Source organism: Actinoplanes awajinensis subsp. mycoplanecinus (assembly GCF_001509495.1).
Classification (GTDB): Bacteria; Actinomycetota; Actinomycetes; order Mycobacteriales; family Micromonosporaceae; genus Actinoplanes; species Actinoplanes palleronii.
Genome location: NZ_LLZH01000302.1, coordinates 20,281 through 43,849 on the forward strand (window position 1 = coordinate 20,281; position 23,569 = coordinate 43,849).

The 23,569-nt window shown below is 71.6% G+C and carries 20 protein-coding genes and 1 pseudogene; 12 read left to right on the forward strand and 9 right to left on the reverse strand.

Annotation, left to right across the window (positions count from 1 at the left end):
• Positions 1-326 precede the first annotated feature (326 nt).
• The gene (locus tag ADL15_RS36545) at positions 327-818 is read left to right on the forward strand and encodes a metallophosphoesterase family protein (protein ID WP_394326970.1); all 492 of its coding nucleotides are present in this window, start codon (positions 327-329) and stop codon (positions 816-818) included.
• Here ADL15_RS36545 and ADL15_RS36550 read toward each other — a convergent pair.
• From ADL15_RS36550 to ADL15_RS36565, 4 genes are all read right to left on the reverse strand, one after another.
• On the reverse strand, positions 815-1,459 hold the full coding sequence (locus tag ADL15_RS36550) for a hypothetical protein (protein ID WP_157441821.1): 645 nt from the start codon (positions 1,457-1,459) through the stop codon (positions 815-817). The genes ADL15_RS36545 and ADL15_RS36550 overlap by 4 nt on opposite strands.
• A gap of 127 nt (positions 1,460-1,586) precedes the next feature.
• Positions 1,587-3,230 carry a ThuA domain-containing protein gene (locus ADL15_RS36555; RefSeq protein ID WP_067701133.1) on the reverse strand — a complete coding sequence of 548 codons (1,644 nt, stop codon included), beginning with the start codon at positions 3,228-3,230 and terminating at the stop codon, positions 1,587-1,589.
• Between the two features lie 23 nt (positions 3,231-3,253).
• The gene (locus tag ADL15_RS36560; protein WP_067701136.1) at positions 3,254-6,067 is read right to left on the reverse strand and encodes a PQQ-dependent sugar dehydrogenase; all 2,814 of its coding nucleotides are present in this window, start codon (positions 6,065-6,067) and stop codon (positions 3,254-3,256) included.
• 240 nt (positions 6,068-6,307) lie between these two features.
• Positions 6,308-9,319, reverse strand: coding sequence for a M4 family metallopeptidase (locus tag ADL15_RS36565; protein ID WP_198171162.1), 3,012 nt, complete (start codon positions 9,317-9,319; stop codon positions 6,308-6,310).
• 183 nt (positions 9,320-9,502) lie between these two features.
• On the opposite strand from ADL15_RS36565, the gene ADL15_RS36570 reads away from it, so the two are divergent.
• From ADL15_RS36570 to ADL15_RS36580, 4 genes and pseudogenes are all read left to right on the forward strand, one after another.
• On the forward strand, positions 9,503-9,949 hold the full coding sequence (locus ADL15_RS36570) for a MarR family winged helix-turn-helix transcriptional regulator (protein WP_067701142.1): 447 nt from the start codon (positions 9,503-9,505) through the stop codon (positions 9,947-9,949).
• A 152-nt stretch (positions 9,950-10,101) separates the two neighbouring features.
• Positions 10,102-10,206: pseudogene (locus ADL15_RS57205) on the forward strand (hypothetical protein); the annotation flags it as partial.
• Between the two features lie 209 nt (positions 10,207-10,415).
• The gene (locus ADL15_RS36575) at positions 10,416-11,654 is read left to right on the forward strand and encodes a hypothetical protein (protein ID WP_067701145.1); all 1,239 of its coding nucleotides are present in this window, start codon (positions 10,416-10,418) and stop codon (positions 11,652-11,654) included.
• Positions 11,655-11,832: 178 nt separating this feature from the next.
• Entirely contained in the window at positions 11,833-12,960 is a 1,128-nt protein-coding gene (locus tag ADL15_RS36580) for an acyltransferase family protein (protein ID WP_083972229.1), read from the forward strand.
• Positions 12,961-13,048: 88 nt separating this feature from the next.
• Here ADL15_RS36580 and ADL15_RS36585 read toward each other — a convergent pair whose 3' ends face one another.
• The gene (locus tag ADL15_RS36585; RefSeq protein WP_083972230.1) at positions 13,049-13,732 is read right to left on the reverse strand and encodes a DUF998 domain-containing protein; all 684 of its coding nucleotides are present in this window, start codon (positions 13,730-13,732) and stop codon (positions 13,049-13,051) included.
• Positions 13,733-13,848: 116 nt separating this feature from the next.
• On the opposite strand from ADL15_RS36585, the gene ADL15_RS36590 reads away from it, so the two are divergent.
• Positions 13,849-14,961, forward strand: a complete 1,113-nt coding sequence (locus ADL15_RS36590) for a winged helix DNA-binding domain-containing protein (RefSeq protein WP_067701148.1) — start codon at positions 13,849-13,851, stop codon at positions 14,959-14,961.
• Between the two features lie 29 nt (positions 14,962-14,990).
• Here ADL15_RS36590 and ADL15_RS36595 read toward each other — a convergent pair whose 3' ends face one another.
• On the reverse strand, positions 14,991-15,974 hold the full coding sequence (locus ADL15_RS36595; RefSeq protein WP_067701151.1) for a zinc-binding dehydrogenase: 984 nt from the start codon (positions 15,972-15,974) through the stop codon (positions 14,991-14,993).
• A 55-nt stretch (positions 15,975-16,029) separates the two neighbouring features.
• Between ADL15_RS36595 and ADL15_RS36600 the strand changes: the two genes are divergently transcribed.
• Positions 16,030-16,839, forward strand: coding sequence for an AraC family transcriptional regulator (locus ADL15_RS36600; RefSeq protein ID WP_067701154.1), 810 nt, complete (start codon positions 16,030-16,032; stop codon positions 16,837-16,839).
• 316 nt (positions 16,840-17,155) lie between these two features.
• Positions 17,156-17,419, forward strand: a complete 264-nt coding sequence (locus ADL15_RS53470; protein ID WP_157441822.1) for a hypothetical protein — start codon at positions 17,156-17,158, stop codon at positions 17,417-17,419.
• Between the two features lie 54 nt (positions 17,420-17,473).
• Here ADL15_RS53470 and ADL15_RS36610 read toward each other — a convergent pair whose 3' ends face one another.
• A complete protein-coding gene (locus tag ADL15_RS36610) occupies positions 17,474-17,710 on the reverse strand; it encodes a hypothetical protein (protein ID WP_067701162.1) in 237 nt (78 codons plus the stop codon).
• A 108-nt stretch (positions 17,711-17,818) separates the two neighbouring features.
• Here ADL15_RS36610 and ADL15_RS36615 point away from each other — a divergent pair, with 108 nt between their 5' ends.
• Entirely contained in the window at positions 17,819-18,538 is a 720-nt protein-coding gene (locus ADL15_RS36615) for a TetR/AcrR family transcriptional regulator (protein WP_198171164.1), read from the forward strand.
• Positions 18,539-18,550: 12 nt separating this feature from the next.
• Here the strand turns inward: ADL15_RS36615 and ADL15_RS36620 are convergent, their stop codons facing one another.
• Positions 18,551-19,306, reverse strand: coding sequence for a class I SAM-dependent methyltransferase (locus ADL15_RS36620; protein ID WP_067701165.1), 756 nt, complete (start codon positions 19,304-19,306; stop codon positions 18,551-18,553).
• A 57-nt stretch (positions 19,307-19,363) separates the two neighbouring features.
• Between ADL15_RS36620 and ADL15_RS36625 the strand changes: the two genes are divergently transcribed.
• A complete protein-coding gene (locus ADL15_RS36625; RefSeq protein WP_067701168.1) occupies positions 19,364-19,864 on the forward strand; it encodes a winged helix-turn-helix transcriptional regulator in 501 nt (166 codons plus the stop codon).
• 28 nt (positions 19,865-19,892) lie between these two features.
• Here the strand turns inward: ADL15_RS36625 and ADL15_RS36630 are convergent, their stop codons facing one another.
• Positions 19,893-20,792, reverse strand: a complete 900-nt coding sequence (locus tag ADL15_RS36630; protein ID WP_067701170.1) for a DMT family transporter — start codon at positions 20,790-20,792, stop codon at positions 19,893-19,895.
• A 72-nt stretch (positions 20,793-20,864) separates the two neighbouring features.
• Here ADL15_RS36630 and ADL15_RS36635 point away from each other — a divergent pair, with 72 nt between their 5' ends.
• Positions 20,865-21,788, forward strand: a complete 924-nt coding sequence (locus ADL15_RS36635; protein WP_067701173.1) for a LysR family transcriptional regulator — start codon at positions 20,865-20,867, stop codon at positions 21,786-21,788.
• 107 nt (positions 21,789-21,895) lie between these two features.
• Positions 21,896-23,563, forward strand: coding sequence for a GGDEF domain-containing protein (locus tag ADL15_RS36640; RefSeq protein WP_157441823.1), 1,668 nt, complete (start codon positions 21,896-21,898; stop codon positions 23,561-23,563).
• Positions 23,564-23,569 lie beyond the last annotated feature (6 nt).

Here is a 23,569-nt window from a genome sequence, read left to right on the forward strand (position 1 = left end):
GGTCCTGACGGTCCCCTCACGTGCGTAAACGACCACAAGCGCTCGCCGGCCCGACCCGGCAAGCAGCCATCGTGGTCTCGCGGCCGCCATAACCACCATGAGCGCTCGCCACCCAGAACCACCGAGCACCCACCGTCGCCTCACAGCCTCCATAACCACCATGAAGGCCCGCCACGCCGGACCAGCGAGCGCCCGCGGTCGGCCGGCACAACCACCCCGCGGGCGGGCGGCGGCCCGCGACCCACCATCTGCTCCGCCGGGCCCTGGTGGCGACCTTTTCTTCCCAACCGACAGGAGGCAGGATCGGGTGGGTGCGGATTCTGGTGATGGCGGATACGCATGTGCCGAAGCGGGCTCGGGACCTTCCGGAGCAGCTGTGGGCGGCTGTTGACGCCGCTGATGTTGTGGTGCATGCGGGTGACTGGGTGGACGTTGGGCTGTTGGATGCGCTCGAAGGGCGCGCCGCCCGGCTGATCGGCTGTTATGGGAACAACGACGGGGCGGCGCTGCGGGAGCGGCTGCCGGAGGTGACGCGGGTTGAGCTTGGTGGGCTGCGGGTGGCCGTGGTGCACGAGACCGGGGCGGCGGCCGGCCGCGAGGAACGGTGTGCGGCCGCGTTTCCCGACACGGACGTGCTCGTTTTCGGACACTCGCATATCCCGTGGGACACCAGTGCGGCGGGTGGACTGCGGCTGCTGAACCCCGGGTCGCCCACCGATCGGCGGCGGCAGCCGGACTGCACCTATCTCACCGCAGTCGCGGCCGAGGGGCAGCTGACCGAGGTCACCCTCCACCGGCTGCCGCGACGCGGGGCCTAACTGACGAAGCGAACCTGGCGGCGGCGGGCAACGCGCACGCCCAGTGCCCCGGCAACGAGCAGCAGCACACCGAGGCCGCCGATCCAACCGGTGATCGACCCGGTGACCGGCAGGCTGGTGCGGTCGCCGGTGACGCGGATCTTGCTGGTGCCGGTGATCGGTGGGACGCCCTTGGCGGAGAACGTGATGGTCACCTGGCCGGTGTCGCCGGGCTTGGCGGACTTCGCGGCGGTCACCACGACGGGCAGGTAGAGCTCGATCGTCTCGCCCTCGAACGAGAGGTCTCTCGGGTCGGAGCAGGTGACCTGGGTCGGTGACGGCTGGAGGCAGTCGCCGCCGCCGTCCTTGCTCGGGGTGAGGTGGACGCCCTTGAGACCGGTCAGGTGGTAGGTGACCTTTGCTTCGGTCAGCGTCGTCGGGCCGATCGTGGACCAGATGTTCGGGCCGAGCGGATCGACGCCGGAGCCGCCGACCGGCACGTCGAGGTCGGGGAAGGCGACCGAGACCGGGTTGCCCTCGTGGACTCCCCCGGCCAGGGCGGGGCCCGCTGTGGTGGCGAGGAGAACACCGGTCACTGCCAGCACGCCGGTCACGCGCCGCACGTTCGGAAGCCGCATGCTGGGGCCCTGTCTCTCGGTCACGGAACGATGGTCACGGAAACGATAGTCGCGAAATGATCCACGCAGCGTAACTGGATTCCCCGCGCGGACAAGGCCGACCCACCCGCGACATCGCGGATGGGCCGGCTATTTCACCAGGTCAGGCAGGTCAGGGCAGGGTCCAGAGCTGGTTGGCGGCGGCCAGGCAGTCCCAGAGGTGGATCTGCTGGCCGTCCGTCGACTTCACCTCCGACACGTCGAGGCAACGGCCCGACTGCGGATTCCGCACCGTCTTGTCCGGGTAGGCGACCCAGTTCTGCGCCGCCGACCCGTTGCACGTCCACAGCTGGACCTTCGTGCCGTTGGCCGTCGCGCCGCCGGCCACGTCCAGGCACTTGTTCGACGACGGGTTGCGCCAGACCTGGCCGCTGACCGACCAGTTCTGAGCGCCCGATCCGTTGCAGGTCCACAACTGGATCTTGGCGCCGTCAAGAGAGGATCCGCCGTTGACGTCAAGGCACTTGTTCGCAAAACCACGGACCGGGCCGGTGCCGGTCGACCCGCCCAGTTCCTTGATGCGGACGTTGCGGAAGGACGCGTGATCCGCGTCGCCGTGATTCTGCAGGCCGATGTAGCCGGCCAATGATCGTACGGAATCGGGGTTGTTGAAGTCGTTGATCTTGACTCCGTTGAGGAAGACCTGGAGATGCTCGGCCTCCACCCGGATCTCGTAGGTGTTCCACTCGCCCGGCGGGTTGAGGGCGGCGTCGCGGGCCGTGAGGTCGGCGGACTGGAACGTGTAGACGCTGCCGGTGGTGCGGTCGGCAGTGTCGGTGGCGTCGATCTGGATCTCGTAGCCGTTGTTGACCGCGGACCACGGGTCGGTCGACGCCGGGAAGCCGATGAAGACACCGGAGTTGTCGTCGCCGGTCAGCCGCCAGTCGAGTTTCAGCGAGTAGTTGGTGAACTGTTTCGCCGAGTACCAGTACAGGCCCATCCCGCCGGTCGACGACAGGGTGGCGTCGGCGTTGGTGAACCCGCCCGGCCCGGCCTGCGACCAGCCGGTGGTCGAGCCGTTGTAGAGCGCGGTGTACCCGGTCTCCGGGCGGCAGTCGGCATCGGAGCGACCGGCCGCGTAGCGGATGCCGCCGAGCAGGTGGGCGCGGAAGGCCGGGTCGGCGTACGACTCGATCAGGTGCCCGCCGCCGGTGTAGAACGACCGGCCGGAGCTGACCGTTTTGCACCAGGCGTGCGGGTGGTCGGCGCCCATCCCGCCACCGGAGTACGAGCTCTCGTCGAGGGTGGCGAGCACGTGCGCGGTGGAGCGCGGATTGGTGCGGTAGTTGTACCACTCGTCGGTGCGCGTCCAGGTCTGCGGCAGGTGCGCGGTGGCCGCCTGCGCGCGGTCCTCGACCTTGACGTTGGCCTGCTGGATCGCCGGATGGGAGGCGAACCACGCACCGACCAGGTCACCGTAGAACGGCCAGTCGTACTCGGTGTCGGCGGCCGCGTGCACCCCGGCGTACCCGCCGCCGGCGCGGATGTAGGACTCGAACGCGGTCTGCTGGGTCGCGTCGAGCACGTCGCCGGTGGTGTTCAGGAAGACGACCGCTTCGTACTTGGCGAGGTTCGCCGTGGTGAACGCGGTGGCGTCCTCGGTGGCGGTGACGGTGAAGTTGTTCGCCGCGCCGAGGTCACGGATGGCCTGGGTGCCGGCGGCGATCGAGTCGTGCCGGAATCCGGCGGTCTTGGAGAAGACCAGGACGTCGTAAGGGTTGTCCGCTGCGGGGGCGACGGCGACGGTGCTCGCCATCAGAGCAGCGACGAGAAAGCGGATCACGGCACGCTCCAGAGCTGGTTGGCGGCGGCCAGGCAGTCCCAGATGTGGATCTGCTGACCGTCGGTCGACTTGACTTCAGAAACATCAAGACAACGGCCGGACTGCGGATTTCGTACGGTCTTGTCAGGATAGGCGACCCAGTTCTGCGCGGCGGAGCCGTTGCACGTCCAGAGCTGGACCTTCGTCCCGTTGACGGTCGCTCCCCCGGCCACGTCCAGGCACTTGCCGGAGGCCGGGTTGCGCCACACCTGCCCGTTCACGGCCCACTGCTGTGCGGGCGAGCTATTGCACGTCCAGAGCTGGATCTTCGTGCCGTCGGCGGAAGCGCCCCCGTTGACGTCGAGGCACTTGCCGGCGAAGCCCGGCACCGGGCCGGTCCCACCGGTGGTGAACGTGAACGCGTCCACGTCGAACAGCGCCCCGGCGCCACCGGCGAACGTCAGGTACAGCGTGGTGGTGCCGGCCGGCGGATTCGTGATCGCCGTGCTGACGTCGGTGAAGACGTTCCACCCGCCGGTCACCGGTACGGTCGCCGAGCCCAGCACCGTCCCGGTCGCCGACCCGGCCCGCACCTGCAGCGTGCCACCGGCTCCGCCCGACGACACCCGGGCGCTGAGCGTCCTCGCGTTGGCCAGGCTGTACGTGTCGAACGCGATCCAGTCGCCGTTCTCGATGTTGCCGACCGTCTTGCCGCCCTCGGCCTCCGGCTTGTCGAAGACGTTCACCCCGGCCGAGGTCTTGAAGTGCTCGGCCTGCCGGTGCCGCGGCTGCAGGACGTGCTGCTTGTGGGTGATCAGGCCACCGTTGTCGGCGTACTCGGCGTCGAAGATCGGGAAGATGTTCGCGGCCGAGTCGTGCTCGCCGTCGACCGGGATGGTGATGCTGCCGGTGCAGCCGGTCGACGAGGTGATCTGGTGGCCGTGCTGGTCATGGCCGAGCACATAGGTCATCTTGGCCCGGGCGCAGGTGACCGTGCCGTCCTCGGGGTCGGTCACGGTCATGCTGTACGGCACGGTGTCGCCGAAGCTGACCAGCTGCCCGTTGGCCGGCGTGGTGATCGTGACGGCAGGCGCGGTGTTGCCGACCCCGACCTGCACGCCACCGGTGCCGCTCGCGCCCTGCGGGTCGGTCACGGTCAGCGTGACGTTGTACGTGCCGTTCGTGGTGTACGTGTGCGACGGGTTCGCCGCGGCCGACGTGCCGCCGTCACCGAAACTCCACGCGTAGGTGAGCGCGCCACCCTCCGGATCGGAGGAGCCCGCCGAGGAGAAGGCCACGGTCAGCGGCGCCTGGCCGGAGGTCTTGTCCGCGGTGGCGACCGCGGTCGGCGCCTTGTTGCCGCCGCCCACGTAGTCGTAGCGGTAGAGCGCCGAGTTCGCGTCGCCGTTGAAGTAGCCGGTGCCGTAGTCGAGCACGTACAGGGCGCCGTCCGGGCCGAACGCCATGTCCATCACCTGCTTGCCGTTCCACGGGAAGGTCGCGATCTCGTTGATCGTCCCGTCGGCGTTCAGGTGGATCGGCTTGATGAAGCCCCGGCCGAACTCGCCGGCGAAGAAGTGTCCGTCCAGGTCGGCCGGGAACTTGGTGGCCGACGGGTTGGCGGCGTTGTAGCGGTAGACCGGTCCGGCCATCGGTGACTCCGAGCCGGTGCCGAACTCCGGCGGGGTGCCGGCGTCACCGCCGTACCGGATCCAGGCCGGCTTCGCGGGTGGCAGCTTGCTCAGGCCGGTGTTGCGCGGCGAGTTGTTGGTGGCGCCGCCGGCGCAGTCGTACTTGGCACCGGACGTGCCGGCCGCGAAGTCGTAGTCGGCGTACGTCTCGGTCGCGGTGTTCGTGCCGGTGCAGTACGGCCAGCCGAAGTTGCCCGGGCCGGTGATCCGGTTGAACTCGACCTGGCCACCCGGGCCGCGGGTGGACGTGGCGCCGGCGTCCGGGCCGTAGTCGCCGACGTAGACGACACCGGTGGGCTTGTCGACGCTGAGCCGGAACGGGTTGCGGAAGCCCATCGCGTAGATCTCCGGACGCGTCCCGGCCGTTCCCGCCGCGAACAGGTTGCCGGACGGGCTGCTGTACGTACCATCGGAGTTGATCTTGATTCTGAGGATCTTGCCGCGCAGGTCGTTGGTGTTACCCGCGGACCGCTGGGCGTCGAAGGCCGGGTTGCGGTTGGCGCGCTCGTCGAGCGGTGAATAGCCGTCGGACTGGAACGGGTTGCTGTCGTCGCCGGTGGACAGGTAGAGGTTGCCGGCCGCGTCGAAGTCGATGTCCCCGCCCACGTGGCAGCAGATCCCGCGCGACGCCGGCACGTCGAGGACGGCCTTCTCGGCGCTGAGCTTCCAGTCCGCGGTCAGGGTGAACCGGGACAGCCGGTTGACGCCCTGCCACGCGGAGAAGTCGGTGCCGGTGTCCGGCGAGTCGCCGGCCGGGGTGCTCTGCGGCGGCGCGTAGTAGAGGTAGACGAACCGATTGGTGGCGAAACCGGGGTCGACGCCGACACCCTGCAGGCCCTCCTCGTCGTGCGAGTAGACCGGGACGGTACCGACCACGGCGGTGGCGCCGGCCGCGTCGGTGCGCCGCAGCGTGCCGTTGCGCGCGGTGTGCAGCACGGAGCGGTCCGGCAGCACGGCGAGGCTCATCGGCTCGCCCACTTCGGGCTCGCCCTTGGCGAGCGTGACCTGCTGGAAGCTGTTCGGGTCGATGTCGTGGGCGCTCGCCGGGGCAGGCGCCACGATCAGCGCCGCGGCCAGGAGCGCCGCGCAGGCTAGGGCTTTTCTTCGGTACGACGGAAGGTCTGGAGGGACAGCCGGCATGAATGGTCCCTTCTTATCGGGACATTTCGGGCATGCGACAGCGTTGAAGAGCCCGAGGCCCCAACGGGATGACGGGCGGCCAGACCCTGCGAGAAGCTGGCCGCTTGTTACCGGGACATTAAAAGTTTTGAATGTCCGTGTCCATCTTTTGCATTGATCGGCATCAACTTTTGTCACAAACAGCAAAAGCGGGAGCGTGCGGACCGGCGCTCCCGAGAGCCGGCCCGCACGCTCCCGGGGCTACTTGACCTTCAGGGTGATCGCGGAGCTGGTCGCGGTCGCGTTGTAGGCGCTCCCGGCGGCCACCACGCGCAGCGTCCACGTGCCGCGCTTGAACGCGCGGGAGAACGCGTACGCCCCACTGGCCGCCGTTTTCACGCTGGTGACCGTCACCCAACGTGAGACCGATTTGCGCTGCAGCGTGATCTTCACTCCGGCACGGGCCGGCTTCGCCGTACCGTAGATCTTGATTTTCTTGTTGGCCTTGGGTTTGGTTGTGCTCGCCTTGATCGTGAAGGCGTGACGGACGGTGACCGTCAGAGTGGCCGAGATGGCTGGCCACATGCCGGTGAGGCCGGTGAACCGGACCCGGTAGGCGGTCGTCGTGGCCGGTTTCACCGTGGAACGCCAGACGCCCTTCGCGTCGGTCTTGACCGTTGCGGCCAGGCTCCACGTGGTCCGGCCGGCCGGGCGCTGCTCCAGGGTCAGCGTCGCGCCGGCGGTCGCGGCGGTGCCGGACCGCAGGACCTTGCCGGTGAGCACGGCCGCCTTCCCGTGACTGACCGTGGTCGGTGAGACGGTCAGGGGTACGCCGGTGGGCGTCAGCGTGGAGACGTGCTCGATCCCGTCACCGGCCGCGCTGGTCGCGCGGATCCCTATCGTGTACGACCTGAACACGTCGAGACCGGTCACCCGCAGTGAACGGGCGCTGGCGTCCAGCGTGGTGGTGGCGCCCGGCGAGACCCGGACGACGTAGCCGGTCGGCAGCGCGCCGGACGACGGTTTGTCCCACGCGACGAGCGCGGTGCCGCTGCCCGGGGTGACACGCACCGCGGCCGGGACGGCCGGCACCGGTGCAGGCGCTACCGTCCACGGGACCGATGCTGTCGTCCGGTCGCCGTCGATGTCGGTGGCGGTCAGCACCGTGGTCCCCGACCCGGCGGTGGTGGGGACGCCCGTGACGACGGCGCTCGTCGAGCCCCAGTTTCCCGGGTACACCACCAGGCTGAGCCCGTCCGGCAGCCCTTCGGCGGTCACCGTCACCGACTTCTCGGGATCCTTCCGGTAGTCGGGGACCTCCTCGAAGATCACGCCGTAGAAGCCCTTGACGCCCGGTTGCAGGGTGCTCGATCCGGTCCGCTGCTTGAGCACCGGCGGGCCCTTGACCACCCAGAACAGCAACTCCCGGTCGGTGTTGCCGTCCGGGTCGGTGGCGATGACGTAGCCGATGTACTCGCCACGGGTGGTCGGTGTGCCGCTGATCAGGCCGTCCGGGGAGATGGTCAGTCCGGGCGGCAGGACGTCGGCGCTGAAGGTGACCGGCTGGCCCTGCGGCTCGCGGGCGCTGGCCCGCAGCTGCACGGCGTGGCCGACGCGCGGGCCGGGCATGGAGTCGGCGAACGGCGCGATCTGCGGCGCGCTTCCGGAAACCGCCCCGGAGCCGTCCACCCCGGCGGCCGCCCACGCCGCGTCGACGGTGCGGCGCTCGATGCTGTCCGGGCCGTAGAGATCGGCGGCCGCGAGCAGGGTCGCCTCCCGGGCACCGGCATAGTTGGTGTTCGACACCATGTAGACGGTCAGCGCCCGGTACCAGATCTGCGCGGCACGGTCGTTGCCGAGGCCGGTGACCGGCGCGGCGTCCCCGCACGGCGGGCTGTCGCCCCACGACGAGACGCCACTGCCGACGGCCAGGGTGTAGAAGAACTTGTTGCCGATCCCCGACGAGTTGTGCACGTCGAGGTCCTTGACGGTCGGCGACCAGCAGGACGCCGACTCGCCGTCCCGGCTCGGCTCGTCCATCAGCCGCAGTGCCGGGGACCGGGTCTCGGTCTTCTCGCCGATCAGGTAGTCCGGCGGATCGGCCGGGCTGTTCACCGCGAACTCGACGAGCGTGCCGAAGATGTCGCTGCTGGACTCGCTGAGGCCACCGGACTCGCCGGAGTAGACCAGGTCGGCGGTGGCGCGGTTGAGACCGTGCGCTATCTCGTGGGCGACCACGTCGAGCGAGGTGAACGGCTTGCCGGGCGGGGCGCCGTCACCGAACATCATGCACTTGCAGTTGGAGTTCCACGCGGCGTTGGCCTCGTCGACCTCGTGGTGGACGTACGCGGTGACGCCCTTGCCGTCGGCGTACAGGCCGTCGCGGCCGAACGTCTCCCGCAGATAGTCCGCGGTGCGGGCCATGCCGTAGTACACGTCGACGGCGCCGGTCGCGCGATCGGCGGCGCTGCCGTCACCCCAGGCGTTGTCCTCGTCGGTGAACTCGGCGAACGTGCCCGGCTTCGAGGTGTAACGCTGGTTCAGCGCGTCACGGACGGTGTTGCCACCGCGATCCGGGTCGACGAGCGTGTACGTCCCGTCGGCGCGCCGCGTGGTGCTCAGCGCGACGTCACCGACCTGCAGGCCGTGGCCGGTTCCGGACTCGGCGGTCTCCAGCAGGTCCCAGCCGCGCCGGATCGCGCCGGTGCCCGCGTCGACGACAGTGACCTTGCCGCCGCCGGTGACCTCCCAGGCCAGAGCCGGCTCGCCGTCGATGGCGTCGACCACCTGGCGGGCGCTGCCGCGGGGCTGGCCGGCCGCCTTCAGCGCTCGCGCACGGCTGACCTTCGCGGTCGCCGGGACGTCGATGGCCTGCTGCTGGGCGACGGTGGCGCCGGCGAAGCTGCCGGTCGCGCCGGAGTGCACCACGACGTCGCCGCCGAGAACGGGACGGCTCTGGTGGGTGCGCTGGAACCGGACGTGCTGGGCGCCGTCGTCGTCGGTCACGGTGCCGGTGGGGTGGTATTCCTCGCCCGGGGCGGAGCGCAGAGCGGCGCCGTTGGCGCGGATCTGGGTGCGGGCGTCGGCGGCAGCCGTCGCCTTCGTCGTCTTCGTCCGGGGCTTCGCGGTCGCGGTCACTGTCGCTTCAGGGGCGGGTTCCTGCACTTGCGGTTCCGCGACCGCAGGCCCGTCTCGCACGACGGCGACCCCGGCTCCGGTCAGGACCAGCGCTGCCGCCAGCACCATCGCGCCACGCCTATGTCGGACTGCCATTCTCATTCTCCCCCGTCGATCTTCAGCGAGGGAGGGACGTTACCGGATCGGCGTGCGGCGCACCGACCCGGATTCCGATGAGGACGGTCGGTCGCACGCAGGGTCGGGTCGTCGATCGGCCGGCTGCCCACCGGCGCCGAGCCGGCCACGGCGAGCAGACCGCGGCGTCACTACGATGGCCCGATGAACCCCGCCACCGCCAACCCCTACGCCGCTGACGAAGACCTCGCCGCGCAGCCCGTCGGCTACTGGAGCGGCGCCCTGCACCAGGCCGTCGTCACCCGGCTGCGCGACGCGATGGCCACCATCGACGTCACCCAGCCGCAGTGGTGGACGCTCACCCGGGTCGACGCCGGTGACGGGCTCACCCGCGAGACCGTGGCGGCGCAGCTGGCGAGCGTCGCCGACGGTCCGCACGAGGTCCCGCGCGCCGTCGACCAGCTCCTGCACCGCGGCTGGATCGTCGCGGACGAGACCGGACGACTGCACCTGACCGACGACGGCCGGGCGGCACAGAGCCGGATCACACAACTGGTCACCGAGCTGCGAGCGCAGATCCACGACGGCATCCCGGACAAGGAATACGTCGTGGCCCTCAAGGTCATGCGCCGAATGATCGCCAACATCTGACCCACGGAAAAAACCTGGGCCCCGGAGTGCAACCGTACGGTCGAGCCGCTTGTCCTTCCTCTCGACAGACGTCGACGACGGGGGAATGAGTGGACGCCGAGGACGCGGTACGGCAGGCGTACGAGGCCTACTACCGGCGGCTGGTGACCCAGGTGTCCGGGCTCGTAGGTGACCTCGCCGAGGCGGAGGACGCCGTGCACGAGGCGTTCGCCCGGGTGCTGGCGTCGCCGCGGTCGTTCCTGCACGCCGACGACGCCGAGCGCTGGTTGCGGGTCGCGGCGCTCAACGTCGCCCGGACCCGGTACCGGCGGCGCTGGCTCTTCGACCGGCTGGTCCGCTCGGGCCGCGTGGAGATCGCTCGGCGTTCCGACCGGCACGGTCAAGGCCAGGCTCGCCCGGGGCCGCGCCGCGCTCGCCCGCTTCCTGACCGACGACGAGACCGTCCCGCTGGCCGAAGGGTTGAAGCATGCGTGAGCCGGACTTCGAGAGGCTGCGGCGCGAGGTCGGCGACGCGGTCCGGCAGCCTGATTTTTTCACCGTACGACGGCGAGCACGGCAGGTGCGCCGCCGTCGAGCCGTCACCTCCGGCGCGGTGTTCCTGGCAACCGTGCTGGCCGCGACGAGCTTCGGGTACGCGGTGCGCAGCGGGCCGGCCGACGGTGGACCGGTCGGTTCCGCGGTCTCCCCCACCGACGGCTGGCCGCGGATGAGTGCGGTGACCGGTATCGGCGACGAGCTGTACACCCTGATGGAGAGCTGCGAGAACTGCCGTGCGCAGCTGTACGCCTCGACCGACGCCGGCGCGTCCTGGCAACGCCGCACCGAACCGGCCGCGGCGAAGAACAGCTCCGGGCCGGGCACGGTCACCTCGCTCGCGCCGGGCGTCGTCGTCTGGCGCGACGCTCGCACGGTCACAGGCGCCGAGATGGTCGGCTCGACCCTTTTCGGTCACCTGTCGATCACGACCGACGGCGGGCGGAGCTGGCGCCGATCCGCCGTCGACACGTCCCCGGTCGCAGCGGTCACGACCGGCACGCAACCGGTCACCTGTGAGTTCCTGGAGATCAAGACGTGTGTCTACGCCGCGGTGGACCCCGTCACCGGACGGTTCGCTCCGCTGGCCCGGCAACCCGTCGGCATCAAGGTCCCGGACGCTTCGGCATTCACGATCAACACGCCGCAGGACGGACCGCTGTGGGTGTCCGGGATGGATCCGACCACACACAAGCCGGCGGTGGCGACCAGTCCCGACCGGGGCCGGACCTGGCGCACGCAGGTCTTCACCGACGCGGCGACCATCTCGTTCGGCAAAGAGCAACAGGCGGTCGCCTGGCCGCTGCTGCCGCAGGTGGCTGCCGGGTCTGGCGGAACGGCCTACGTCCGGACCTCTCGCAACCAGACCGAGCAGGACACGCACTACACCGCTGACGGCGGGCTGACCTGGCACGCCGGGGACACGATTCACGACGCCCGGACGCATGGCGCGTTCGTCGCCGCCGACGGCAGGCCCATCGTCCGGACCGATACCGGCTTCCTCGCCGGTGACAGCACCGGCCGGTACACACCGGTGGCGGTCTCCGGGTATCCCGAGACACCCACCCAGCAGGCCCAGCTGATCTCCCCACACCGGTATCTGGCGGCTGCGGAGAACGGCCCCTACCTCTCCGAGGACGGCCGCACCTGGCGACAGGTCCCCCTCCCCTAGCTCACCTTCACACCCGGTAACGGACTGGCCGCCGGCCAGCGCCGGTGACCGGCGTGCGCCCGAAAACGCGCCTGGTCACCGGCCGCGCCCGGTTGCTGGCGCGTGCCTCAACGCGCCTGGTCGCCGCCAGTCCCGGTGGCTGGCGCGTGCCCGCAACGCATCGACGGGAGTCACCCCCTTGACCGTTATCGACACGCCCGCGCCGACCCGGACCGCTCCCGGCACCCGTATCTCCGGGCTCGACGGCATCCGCGGGCTCGCCGCGCTCTACGTCGTCGTGCACCACTGCTGGCTGCTGTCGTTCCCCGGCTACCCGGCCAACCACGGACCGTCCTGGCTGGGCTGGCTGATCCACGGCCGGCTCGCGGTGGTCGTGTTCATCACCCTGTCCGGGTTCTCGCTGGCCATCGCGCCGGCCCGGAACGCCTGGCAGCTCGGCGGCACGTGGCGCTTCGCCCGGCGGCGCGCCCGGCGCATCCTGCCCGCGTACTGGGCCGCCCTCGCCGCCAGCGCGGTGATCGCGGCTGTCGTGCCGGAGCTGCCGCTGAGCGCGCCACCCACCGTACGATCAATGGTTGTTTTCGGTCTTCTCCTGCAGGATGCCGTCGCCGCGCCGGCGCCGAACGGCGCATTCTGGTCCATCGCCGTGGAGGCCGGGCTGTATTTGGCGTTCCCCCTGCTGCTCCTGCTCCGCCGCCGGGCCGGCGCGACCGTGACGCTCGCCGTCGTCACCGTGCCGGTCGTGCTGGCCGGCCTGCTCACCCCGGGCCTGGCCACCGGCGCGCGGGCACTCGGGTACACCCTGGAGCTGGCCCCACTGTTCACCATCGGTCTGCTGGCCGCCGGGATCGTCGCGGCCGGTGTTCGGATCCGGCGCCTGCCCTGGCTGGGCCTGGCAACCCTGGCCGCGCTGCCGATCCTGACACTGATCACTCTGCGCGGTTCGGCGTGGACGGTCACGCACTACTACTGGGTGGATCTCGCCGTCGGACCCGCGATCGCCATGGCCCTGGCCGCGGTCGCCACCCGCCGGCCCCGCCGCCTCGTCGGGCTGCTGGACTCCCGCCCGTTGCGCGCCCTCGGCGGCTTCTCCTACAGCCTCTACCTGATCCACATGCCGATCGTCGCCCTGATCAGCACCCAGCTCGTCGCACCCCGGACCGAAACGGGACTGACCACCTTCGGTCTCACCGTGCTGCTGGTGATCCCCCTCTGCCTACCCGCGGCCCGCCTCTTCGCCGCCCTCTTCGAAACCCCCTTCCAGCAGCGCCCCGGCTGGTCCTCAGGGGTGCCTCGGCGGCCCTGAGGCACCCCTGAGGACCAGCCGAAAACCGCCCATGCGGCCGAGCCGGTGGCGACGCACGCAGCATTACCCGCTGCGGCGCGACATTGCGTCAGTCGGTGGTGGCGCGGCGTTTCGCGGCCAGGGCGAAGAGCCACAGCCAGCCCACGGACACGCACAGCCGCTGCCACAGACCGCCGACGGACACCCACGGATCCGCGCCGCTGAAGCCCATCGTCGCGAAGACGAAGAACGCGGCGAACGTGAGCCCGCTCAGCACCGAATACACCGCGAACCAGCCGGAGCGGCGCCGCGCGAAAACCACGCCCGCGATCAGCATGACCAGGGTCAGCGCCAGGAATCCGGGCAGCGAGAAGGCCACGTCGTGCAGCCGCCCGTGCCAGGTCACCGGGCTCGCGGCCGTCGGATAACCACCGATCGGATCGGTCACGAAGACCCCGGCGCCGACAAGAGCCACACCCCAGACCCCGACCAGCAACGGTACGACCAGAGCACCCGCCCCGCCCCGCAACGACCGGCGCAGACCGACCGCGAACAGCACGGTCAGCAGTCCACAGACCACGAAGGTGACGATCTGCTCCCAGCCGTGCGGTCCCAGTGCGAGGGAGCTGACCGGGTGGCGCAGCGGGTCATAACCGTGACCGCGGAACGCCCCCTCCACCAGGTATGCCGCGGTGAAGAGCGGTCCGACGAGAAGGCCGGCGACCAGCAGCCGGCTGGGGCGAGAGGGTGGCCGGGCCGGGGTGGCCGCAGCCACCGCTGTCAACGTCGTCATGCCGTCAACCGTAGTTGACAGCGCCTTCGAGCGTCAACTGGAGTTGACAGATCCTTTTCACGGGTCGCTCGCGATAGGTGACAGATGCTGGCCGCAATCGCTGCGAACCTGGTCGGGTGACGACAGCCATCCTCGACCGGCGAGCACTCAACCGGGCCACCCTCGCGCGCCAGCTCCTGCTCCATCGCACCGGCACTGCGGTGCTCGACACCGTCGCCCACCTGGGCGGGTTGCAGGCGCAGGAGCCGGGCGAGCCGTTCATCGGCCTCTGGTCCCGGGTCGGGGGTTTCGCGCCCGCCGAGCTGTCCCGGCTGCTCGAGGACCGCGCGGTGGTCCGGATGCACCTGATGCGCCGCACCGTGCACCTGGTCACCGCGGACGACGCGGTCGCCTGGCGGCCCCGGCACCAGTCCCTGCTGCGGCAGAAGGCCCTCGGCGTGTACCGCGCCGACCTCGCCGCCGTCGACCTGGATGAGCTCACCGCCCGGGCGCAGGACCTGATGGCCGACGGGCAGCCGCGCTCACTCGGCGAGGTCGGCCGCGCGCTGGCCGAGCACTGGCCCTCGACCAGGCCGCGGGTGCTGGGCGAGGTCGCCGTCGCCGCGCTCGTACCGTCGGTGCAGCTCCCCCCGCGCGGCACCTGGCGCAGCTCTGCGGGCGCCCGCTACCTGCCCCTGTCCACCTGGCTCAACCACCCTGCCCCGCCACCGAAGGCAGACCAGGCCGCCGCGCCCTCGACCGGGGCGGATCAGCTCGATGCTGGCGACGTCGAGCTGGTCCGGCGGTACCTGCGTGCGTTCGGCCCGGCGGCCAGCGCTGACCTGCGCGCCTGGTGCGGCCTGGCCGGCCTCCCGAAAGCCGTCGCGGCCCTGCAGGACGAGCTGGTCACGTTCCGCGACGACCGCGGCCGCCTGCTGCTGGACCTTCCCGACGCGCCCCGGCCCGACCCGGAGACCCCCGCCCCGGTCCGCTTCCTCCCGGCGTTCGACAACGCGATCCTCGGTTACCACGACCGCACCCGCATCATCGACGACGAGCACCGCAACCTGTCCGTCGCCGGCATCCGCGTCGTCCTGATCGACGGCCGCGTCGCCGCCACCTGGTCCACCAGCACCGGCCCGGTCGTGGTGACGCCGCTGCGCCCCCTCACCCGCCCCGAACAGTCCGAGGTCACCGACGAGGCCAGCCGCCTCACCACTTTCCTGACGACCGGCAACGACCGCAACTAGGTAGATCGCGTCATCCGGCGCCGTGACACTCAGGCGGCGAGCCGGGGCTGCAGGACGACCTTGCCGGCGGCCCGGTTGCCCTCCATGTACTCGTGGGCCGCAACAACGTCGTCGAGAGCGAAGACCCGGTCCACGTGGGGCTGGTGGACGCCCGCCTCGACCTCCCCGACGACCCGCTGCAGCACGGCCGCGCCCGCGCTGCCCTTGGCGTCGTCACTGTGGAACGCCGTGAGCCGCGCCCCGGACGGGATCATCGCGATCGGCTCGAAGTCCCGGATCAGCCATCCGCTGAGCGAACCCGCCACGCACACGGTCCCGCCCCGGCCGGCCAGCCGCAGCGAGTCGACGACGGTGTCCGCCCCGACCAGGTCCAGCACGTGGCTCGGCCGCTCCGGCCACGGAAGACGCAGCGGGCCACCGTCGTCGAGCACGACGTGGCCGACACCGGCCGACCGCAGCCCCGCGGCCTTCTCGGGCCGGCGCGTCGTCGCCGCGACCTCGACGCCGTGAGCGCGCGCGATCGACGCGGCGGCCATACCGACCGACGAGGTGCCGCCGCGGATCACCAGCCGGGCACCCGGGCCGATCCGCAGCGCATCGACGGCACCCTGCGCGGTCAGGTACGTCTCCGGCAGCGCCGCGAGGGTAGGCCAGGGCAGCGTGGTGCGCACCGGCATGAGCAGCGCGTCGGGCAGCAGCGTGTACTCGGCATAACCGCCGTCGAACGCACGGCCCATCTCGCCCATCACCGCCGCGACGGTCGTGCCCTCCGGCAGGGCCGGATCGGTCGAGCCCGCGACCACGCCCACACATTCGATCCCCAGCACCCGTGGGAACCGCACCCCCGGCGAGTGCCCTTGCCGGGTCCGCAGCTCCGACCGGTTCAGGCCCGCCGCCATCACCCGGATCAAAGACCATCCTTTTCGTACGACCGGAAGCGGCACCTCCCGGATCTCCAGGACGTCGGGTCCACCGGCCCGCACACAGACAGCTGCTCGCATCGTCGCTCTCATGCCCTGAATCGTCGGCACCTCGCGGCACGGCCGCCCACCGATAGAATGCCGAGTCATGCCCGTAGCCCGCCAATCCCGGATCTGGCCGTCCGGCGGCGTGCACCTCTGGCCCGCCGGCGCCACCAGCACGGCACACTCCCACCCGCGCGGGCACCTGGTGTACGCGGTCAGCGGCGTCCTGTCCGTGCACACCGAGCGGGGCACCTGGATCGTGCCGGGCAACCGGGCCGCCTGGATCCCGGACGGGTCCACCCATCATCACCGCGCGCACGGCACCACCGACATGCGCATCGTCTTCCTGCCGGCGTCACTGACCCGGCCGCTGCCCTCGTACCCCGTGGTTTTCTGCACAGCGGGCCTGGCCCGCGAAGTCATCCTCGCGCTGACCAGCACCCGGCGCTTCGACCGCGGCGCGCGAGCCCGCCTGCACCGGGTGCTGGTCGACGAACTCCGCCAGGCCCCCGAGCAGCCGCTGCACCTGCCCGAACCGCTCGACGACCGGCTGCGCGCCGTCGCCGGCATCCTGGACGACGACCCCGCCGACACCAGCACCCTGACCGCACTCGGCCGGCGGGTCGGCGCGGGCGCCCGCACGCTCAGCCGCCTGTTCCACGACGAGTTCGGCATGACCTTCTACGAATGGCGCACCCAGCTGCGCATCTGTCACGCCCTCGTCCTGCTCGCCGAGGGCCACGACACGACCCGGGTCGCGCACGCCTGCGGCTGGGCCAACCCGAGCGGTTTCATCACCGCTTTCACCGCCGCCCTCGGCACCACCCCGGGCCGCTACGTCAGGCTCGCACCACCGTCACCGGCGGTCAGCGGCACTCGTCCCAGTCCTCCGCACCGAACCGAGCCCCGCTGATCACGACGTCGCCTGCCCGGGCGGCCTCGCCGTGGAGCGGCAGCGGGAACCGTCCGCGGCGGACGGCCGGCTCTTCGCCGTCCAGTGCGGCCGCCACCTGCGGCGGGCTCATGCCGGACCGGAGCGGCCCCACCCCACCAGCGGATCAGCACCCAGCGCACCCGATCCTCGTCCTCCTCGTCCGCGCCCGGTCCTCCAACGACCTCGCCGGTCACCCTGGGCGGGACCCTCCGACAGAACACCGGGAAACCGCCCTTGCCCACGGTGGACATGTTCAGGTGGTGGACGGCGACGGATTCAGCACCCGCGGTGGCTTGTGGATCTTCGATCGCCGGGTGGAGGCGCCCTGGTCCGGATCCGTCCCGGCTTCCTGGGCGAGAGGTGGCCGGGCGCCGGGCTGCGGGCGACCACCGAACAACTGACGCTCTCCGGGCTGCTGATCGACCCGTTCGTGGTCACCCGCACCACCGTCCTGTCGATCACCCCGGTCGACTGGGCGCCCGCGCTCAGCCGGGCCTGCGGTTCGAGGTCAGCGACAACCACGAGGCCACCGTGTTCTGGACGTTCCGGCGCTCGATGATCCTGCGGGAGCTGACATCCCTCGGCTGGACCGTCGGCGAGCGTCCGTGATCGGTCAGGCCGCGGACATCAGCTTCTCGCGCCGGATCTGGAGGACGGCGATCAGCGCGAACGCGGCACCCGCCGCCGCGACCGCCACGACGTAGCACCACGGAGCGGGCAGATAGTTCGCCGCCACCAGCACGTGCGGCGCCTTGTCGGTGAACACCCGGAAGATGATCGCCAGCGGGCCCTCCCAGAGGCCCACGAACAGCGTGAGCATCATGGCGAGCCGGTACCAGGCTTCGTTCACTCTTGCCTCCTTTGCGATACGAACGTATCCACGGAAGCAGGTAGATTCGAGGCTTACAAGGCATCACACGACGTAACGTCACACCCATCGCGCGGACGGTCGGAGATCATGCGTGACGAAATGAAGTGCCGGGTCTGCCGTGGACCGCTGCGGCCACCCGAGCGCGGCCGCCGGCCGCTCTACTGCTCCCGCGCCTGTCAGGCCCGGGCCTACCGGTCCCGCAAGAACCCGCCGCTCCCCGCGCCCACCGCGCCCGAACCGGCCGGTCGCCGACGCCAGATCGTCGAGGCGGTCTGGCGGATCGCCGCCGAGCGCGGCCTGCGGATGGCCACCGTCCGGGAGATCGCCGCCGAGGCGGGCGTGACCCCGCGGGTGGTGCAGTACCACTTCCCCGGCAAGCACCAGCTGCTGGTCACCGCGCTGCAGACGCTGCACCGCGACAACGACCAGCGGGCCCGCGACCGGTTCGCGGCCCTGCGCGACGCGTCCGACCCGCGCGTGCTGCTCCGCGCCGTCCTCGAGGAGCTGCTTCCGCTCGACGACCGGCGCCGCACCACCCTGCGCGTGATGGCCGCCTACTACGCGTGGAGTCTCACCGACCCGGCGCTGGCCGCGGTCTTCCTGCACGCGGGACAACCCCTGGAGGACCTGGTCGCCACCCTGATCACGGCGGCCGGCGCACCACCCGCGATCGACCCGGCCGCCGAGGCGGACCTGCTCGTCGGCGGCATCAGCGGCCTCGGTCTCGACCTGCTGCACCGCCGCCGCACCCGCGCCGACGTGCTCCGAGTCCTGGACCACCACCTGAACCGCATCCTGCCCCGGTGACCTCGGGCGGCGTCAGGTCGCTGCGGGCCGCGACGCCCAGCCGAGGTACGTCACCAGCGGCGGACCGTCCGGGTCCAGGACGAAACCGGTCAGCGGGCCGACCTCCTCGTCGGTCAGCTGCCCGCGCCGGCGCCGCAGGACCGCGCTCACCAGGCGGCCGATGCTCGCCGGTTTGAAGCCGCACACGTCCTCGCTCCGCAGCCCGTGCGCGGCCAGTGCCGCGCCGACCTCGGCCGGTGGGCGCAGGCGGGCCGCCGCATACCGGCCGGGCGGCATGATCCGGGTGAACCCGATGCCCTGGAACGCTCCGAGGTAGACCGCCCGGCCGGGCACGGTGCGGTTGACCGTGTCGTACACCAGGAAACCGCCCGGGCGCAGCACCCGGGCCGCCTCCCGGACCACCGCATCCAGATCCGTCGCGATCTCGAAGGTGTCCGCGCAGTAGACGACGTCGAACGCCGTGTCCGGAAACGGCAGCTGCACCGCCGGCGCGGTCACGAACGTGACGCCGGGAACGGCCGCGGTGGCCAGCTCGGTCGCCACCGGGGACGGGTCGGCGCTGGTGACGTCGAGGCCGCGCGCGGCGAGACCGGCCGGCAGGACGCCGCGGCCGCCGCCGATCACCAGGGTGCGGGCGCCCGGCCGGACCAGGCCCGGGATCTTCTCCACATAGCGCAGCCGGACCTGCTGGAACGCGACGGCGCGCAGGTGCCGCCCGTCGATGGCGTCGGTGGAGCGAGTGTCGAGCTCGATCCGTGGACCAACCATGGCGCGCCCCCCCCGTTGAGTTCCCTAAGGGAACCCTACTCGCACTAGGCTCGGCCCATGACCCGTGTCCGGCTCACCGACGTCGCCTGCTCGATCGCGCGGGCCACCGACCTGTTCGCCGACGCCTGGACGGCGCTGATCATGCGGGACGTGCTGGTCGGCATCACCCGGTTCGACGATCTCGCCGCTGACCTGCCGATCTCCCGCAAGGTGCTGACCGCCCGGCTGTCCCGCCTGGTCGAGGAGGACGTGCTGGCCCGCGAGCGCTACCAGGAGCACCCGCCGCGCGAGCACTACGTGCCGACCGCGAAGGGCAAGGAGCTGTTCCCGGTGCTGATGGCGCTGATGAACTGGGGCGACCGCTGGTATGGCCACGACGGCCCGCCGGTCCGGATCCGGCACCTCGACTGCGGCCACGACACCACCGCGGTGACCGTTTGCGCACACTGCCACCAGCCGCTGACCGTCGACAACACCACGCAGCGGCCCGGTCCGGGCGGCCGGCTCGGTCCCGGCACCACGGTCATCGGGCCACTGTTGGCGCGCCGTCCCGGTTGATCCGCCCGGGCCAGGAAGGTGGTCCGTTTCAGACCACCACTTTGGTACGAACAAGAGCGCGGCGGGCCGTGACCGGGCGCAGCTGCAGGACCACCGCGGCGGTGAGCACCAGCAGCCCGCCGCCGTACTGCACCGGGGTCAGCGTCTCGTGCAGCACCAACCCGGCCAGCGCGGCCGTGACCACCGGCTCGAAGGTGGACAGGATCGCCGCCGTCGACGGGCCGGTGCGGCGCAGCCCGGCCAGGAACGCGACCATCGCCAGCACGGTCGAGACCAGCGCGACGCAGACCAGCCAGAACCAACCGGCCGCGCCGAACCCGAGGTCGACCCCACCGGCGAGCGGGGCGTAGACCGCCTGGCCGAGCGTCGCGCCGGTCATCACCAGCGCGGACAGCACCGAGGCCGGCAACCGGCGCACCACCGTGTCGGAGACCAGGATGTACGCGGTGTAGGTGAGCGCGCAGCCGAAGGCCAGCACCGCACCGAGCACGTCGAAGCTCACCGCGCCGGCCCCGAGCAGCACCAGCAGCGTGCCGGCCGAGGCGACCAGCAGCGCGGCCACCCGGCGCGGTGTCAGCAGGTCCCGGCCGAGCAGCACCGCGCCGACCGTCACCAGCAGCGGATAGACGTAGAAGATCAGCGCCAGCAGGGTGGCGTCCATCCGTTGCAACGCCGCGAAGTACAGGCCGGCCTGCAGCGCGTACCCGAAAGCTCCCAGACCGAAGGCGGTCAGCACGGTGCGCGCGGACATCCGGACCGGCATGGCCGGCCTGCGGAGCAGGACGATCGCGGTGAGGATCGCCGCGGCCAGCGCGAACCGCACCAGCAACAGCGTGCCCGGGGTGACGCCGGCCGCGAACGCGAGCTTGCCGAAGATCGCCATCGCGCCGAAGCACGCCGCGGAGAGCACCAGGAGCAGAGGACCCATGACTCGAGCATCAGGCCGCCGACTGTTCAGGTCCAGTGATGATTCGTGGACCTGACTGGTTAGGATTTGTGCATGGTCGAGTTCGATCTGCGGCGGTTGCGGTTCCTGCGGGAGTTCGAGGAGCGGGGCACGCTCGGTGCGGTCGCGGCCGCGCTCGGGTACAGCCCGTCCGCGGTCTCGCAGCAGCTGGCCGTGCTCGAGCGGGAGGCCGGCGCGACGCTGCTGGAGAAGTCCGGGCGCGGGGTGCGGCTGACCGACGCCGGGCGGGTGCTGGCCCGGCACGCGCGGGTGCTGCTGGCGACCGCCGAGGCGGCGAGCGCGGATCTGGCCGCGCTGCACGACGAGGTGCGCGGCACGGTGCGGGCCGGTGGCCTGCAGTCGGCGGCGCGGCGGCTGCTGGTCCCGGCGGTGGCCCGGACGATGGCCGCCCATCCGCGGGTCCGCGTGGAGGTGCTCGAGCTCGAACTCGAGCAGGCGCTGCCGGAGCTGCGGCTCGGCGCGGCCGATCTGGTCGTCGGCGACGAGTACGACGGTCACCCGCGACCCCGTCCGGGCGGGCTGCGGTTCGAGGCGGTGTACGAGGAACCGCTGCGCCTGGTCCTGCCGGCCGCGCATCCCCTGGCCGCGCCGGGCGGACCGGTTCCGATCGCCGCGCTGCGCGACGCCGTGTGGGCCACCTCCAGCAAGGGCACCGGCCACTACCAGGCGCTGATCGGCACCTGCCGGGCACTCGGCGGGTACGAGCCGGACCTGCGGCACCTGGCCTACGACGCGGAGGTACAGCTGGAGCTGGTCCGCAGCACCGGGGCGGTGGCGCTGCTGCCGAGCCTGACCCTGCCACCTGACGATCCGGCCCTGGCAGTGCGCGACGTGGCCGAGACCCGGGTCGGGCGGCGGCTGGTCGTCGTCACCCGGGCCGGGCGGCAGGTGCCGGCGCTCACCGCGTTCCTGACCGCGGTCCGCGAGCAGGCCGCTTCACTCCGGACCGGGCAGTGATCTACCGTGAGCCTCCGGTTTCCCTCAGGACCGAAGGGCGCCCACCGATGAACCTCCCAGTTCGACCGGCAGCTGGTGACCCCGCCGGCGGCAGGAGGGGGAACGGTGTGTCCGTCAGCCAGCTAGTGGACCGGCCCGCGTCGCAGGCGGCTGCCGTGGAGACGATCGGGCGGCTGATCGCCCGCGCCGAGCAGATGCGCCTCGCCGGTGACTACCGGGCCGGCTGCGAGTCGGCGCAGCAGGCCGCCGAGCTGGCCGCGTCGATCGGCGACGTCCCGCGGCAGGCCGACGCGCTGCGCTCGCTGGCCAATCAGCTGCTGCGGATCGGCCGCCAGGAGGAGGCGATCACCGCCTGCCGGACCGCGGTCGCCGCGCTGGAGACGATCGGCGCCGACGCCACCATCTGCGAGATCCTCACCCTCGAGGCGATGCCCCTGCGCGACCTGGGCATGCACGAGGAGGCCCTCGAGGCGCTGGCCCGGGCCCGGGAGATCGCCCAGGCGCTCGGCGACCGGGACCTGCTCTACTGGGTGCACAACCGCACCGGCGTGGTGCACGGCAGCATGGGCGACCACGAGCTGAGCAACACGTACCTGTCGCAGGCGCTGACCATGGCCGCCGGCATGGACGACGAGGCGCGCTTCTGCATCCTCAACAACATCGGCGACAACGCGACGTACGAGGTGCCCCGGTTGCGCCGCGACGGCGAGCACGAGCGCGCCCAGCAGATGCTGACCGACGCGCTCGGCTGGGTGGGCGAGGCGCTGCGGCTGGCCCGCGCCGCGCGGCACCCGTTCCGCGAGTCGCTGAGCCTGGACAACTACGGGGTGCTGCTCGCCCTGGCCGGTGACGTCGCCGGGGCCGCCGAGCACATCGAGCAGTCCCGGCTGATCGCGGTGCGGGCCGGGTACCGCTCGCTGGAGTCGGCGGCGCTGCAGCACCAGGCCCGGGTGCGGCTGATGAACGGCGAACCGGCCACCGCCGTCGAGGGGCTGCTGGTCGCGCTGGAACGGGCCCGCCACGACGGTGAGAAGCCGATGGCCATGGAGATCCTGCGGGAGCTGTCCGACGCGTACGAGCAGGTCGGCGACTTCCAGGCGGCGTTGCACAGCTATCGCGACTTCCACGACCTGGAGCGGGGCATCCACAACCAGGTGGCGGCCGCCCGGGCCCGGATGGCCGCGCACCACTTCGAGCTGGACAACGCCCGGCTGGAGGCCGAAAACGCGCGCCTGGAGGCGGAGCTGCAGCGCACCCACAGCGTGGAGCTGGCCGCGGCGAACCTGGTCTGGCGGCGGCAGGCCACCGAGGACGCGCTGACCGGGCTGCCCAACCGCCGGACCGTCGACCAGCGGTTGCCGGTGCTCGCGGCCGCCCCCGGCCGGCTGTGCGTGGCGGTCGCCGACGTGGACCTGTTCAAGCAGGTCAACGACAGGTACGGGCACCTGGTCGGCGACGAGGTGCTGCGCCGGATCGCCGGGGTGTTCCTGGACGGGGTCCGGGAGACCGACCTGGTCGCCCGGTTCGGCGGCGAGGAGTTCCTGGTCGCGCTGGCCGGCACGGACGTGGCCGAGGCGCGCGCCGCGTGCGACCTGCTGCGGGCACGGGTGGCCGGGTATCCGTGGGAGCAGATCGCCGACGGGCTGCGGGTGACGATCAGCTTCGGCGTCGCCGAGATCGCCGGCCCGGCGGACATCACGGCCGGCCTGAACGTCGCCGACCAGCGCCTCTACGAGGCGAAGCGGGCCGGCCGCAACCGCGTCCAGGCCGACTGACCCGGC

What these genes read in the sequence shown, in the direction of transcription:
- ADL15_RS36560 (WP_067701136.1), bottom strand. Translation starts at nt 6,067, where the DNA reads ATGCCGGCTGTCCCTCCAGACCTTCCGTCGTACCGAAGAAAAGCCCTA.
- ADL15_RS36545 (WP_394326970.1), top strand. Translation starts at nt 327, where the DNA reads ATGGCGGATACGCATGTGCCGAAGCGGGCTCGGGACCTTCCGGAGCAG.
- ADL15_RS36585 (WP_083972230.1), bottom strand. Translation starts at nt 13,732, where the DNA reads ATGACGACGTTGACAGCGGTGGCTGCGGCCACCCCGGCCCGGCCACCC.
- ADL15_RS36620 (WP_067701165.1), bottom strand. Translation starts at nt 19,306, where the DNA reads ATGGTTGGTCCACGGATCGAGCTCGACACTCGCTCCACCGACGCCATC.
- ADL15_RS36570 (WP_067701142.1), top strand. Translation starts at nt 9,503, where the DNA reads ATGAACCCCGCCACCGCCAACCCCTACGCCGCTGACGAAGACCTCGCC.
- ADL15_RS36625 (WP_067701168.1), top strand. Translation starts at nt 19,364, where the DNA reads ATGACCCGTGTCCGGCTCACCGACGTCGCCTGCTCGATCGCGCGGGCC.
- ADL15_RS36565 (WP_198171162.1), bottom strand. Translation starts at nt 9,319, where the DNA reads ATGGCAGTCCGACATAGGCGTGGCGCGATGGTGCTGGCGGCAGCGCTG.
- ADL15_RS36630 (WP_067701170.1), bottom strand. Translation starts at nt 20,792, where the DNA reads ATGGGTCCTCTGCTCCTGGTGCTCTCCGCGGCGTGCTTCGGCGCGATG.
- ADL15_RS36575 (WP_067701145.1), top strand. Translation starts at nt 10,416, where the DNA reads ATGCGTGAGCCGGACTTCGAGAGGCTGCGGCGCGAGGTCGGCGACGCG.
- ADL15_RS36600 (WP_067701154.1), top strand. Translation starts at nt 16,030, where the DNA reads ATGCCCGTAGCCCGCCAATCCCGGATCTGGCCGTCCGGCGGCGTGCAC.
- ADL15_RS36555 (WP_067701133.1), bottom strand. Translation starts at nt 3,230, where the DNA reads ATGGCGAGCACCGTCGCCGTCGCCCCCGCAGCGGACAACCCTTACGAC.
- ADL15_RS36635 (WP_067701173.1), top strand. Translation starts at nt 20,865, where the DNA reads ATGGTCGAGTTCGATCTGCGGCGGTTGCGGTTCCTGCGGGAGTTCGAG.
- ADL15_RS36595 (WP_067701151.1), bottom strand. Translation starts at nt 15,974, where the DNA reads ATGAGAGCGACGATGCGAGCAGCTGTCTGTGTGCGGGCCGGTGGACCC.
- ADL15_RS36615 (WP_198171164.1), top strand. Translation starts at nt 17,819, where the DNA reads ATGCGTGACGAAATGAAGTGCCGGGTCTGCCGTGGACCGCTGCGGCCA.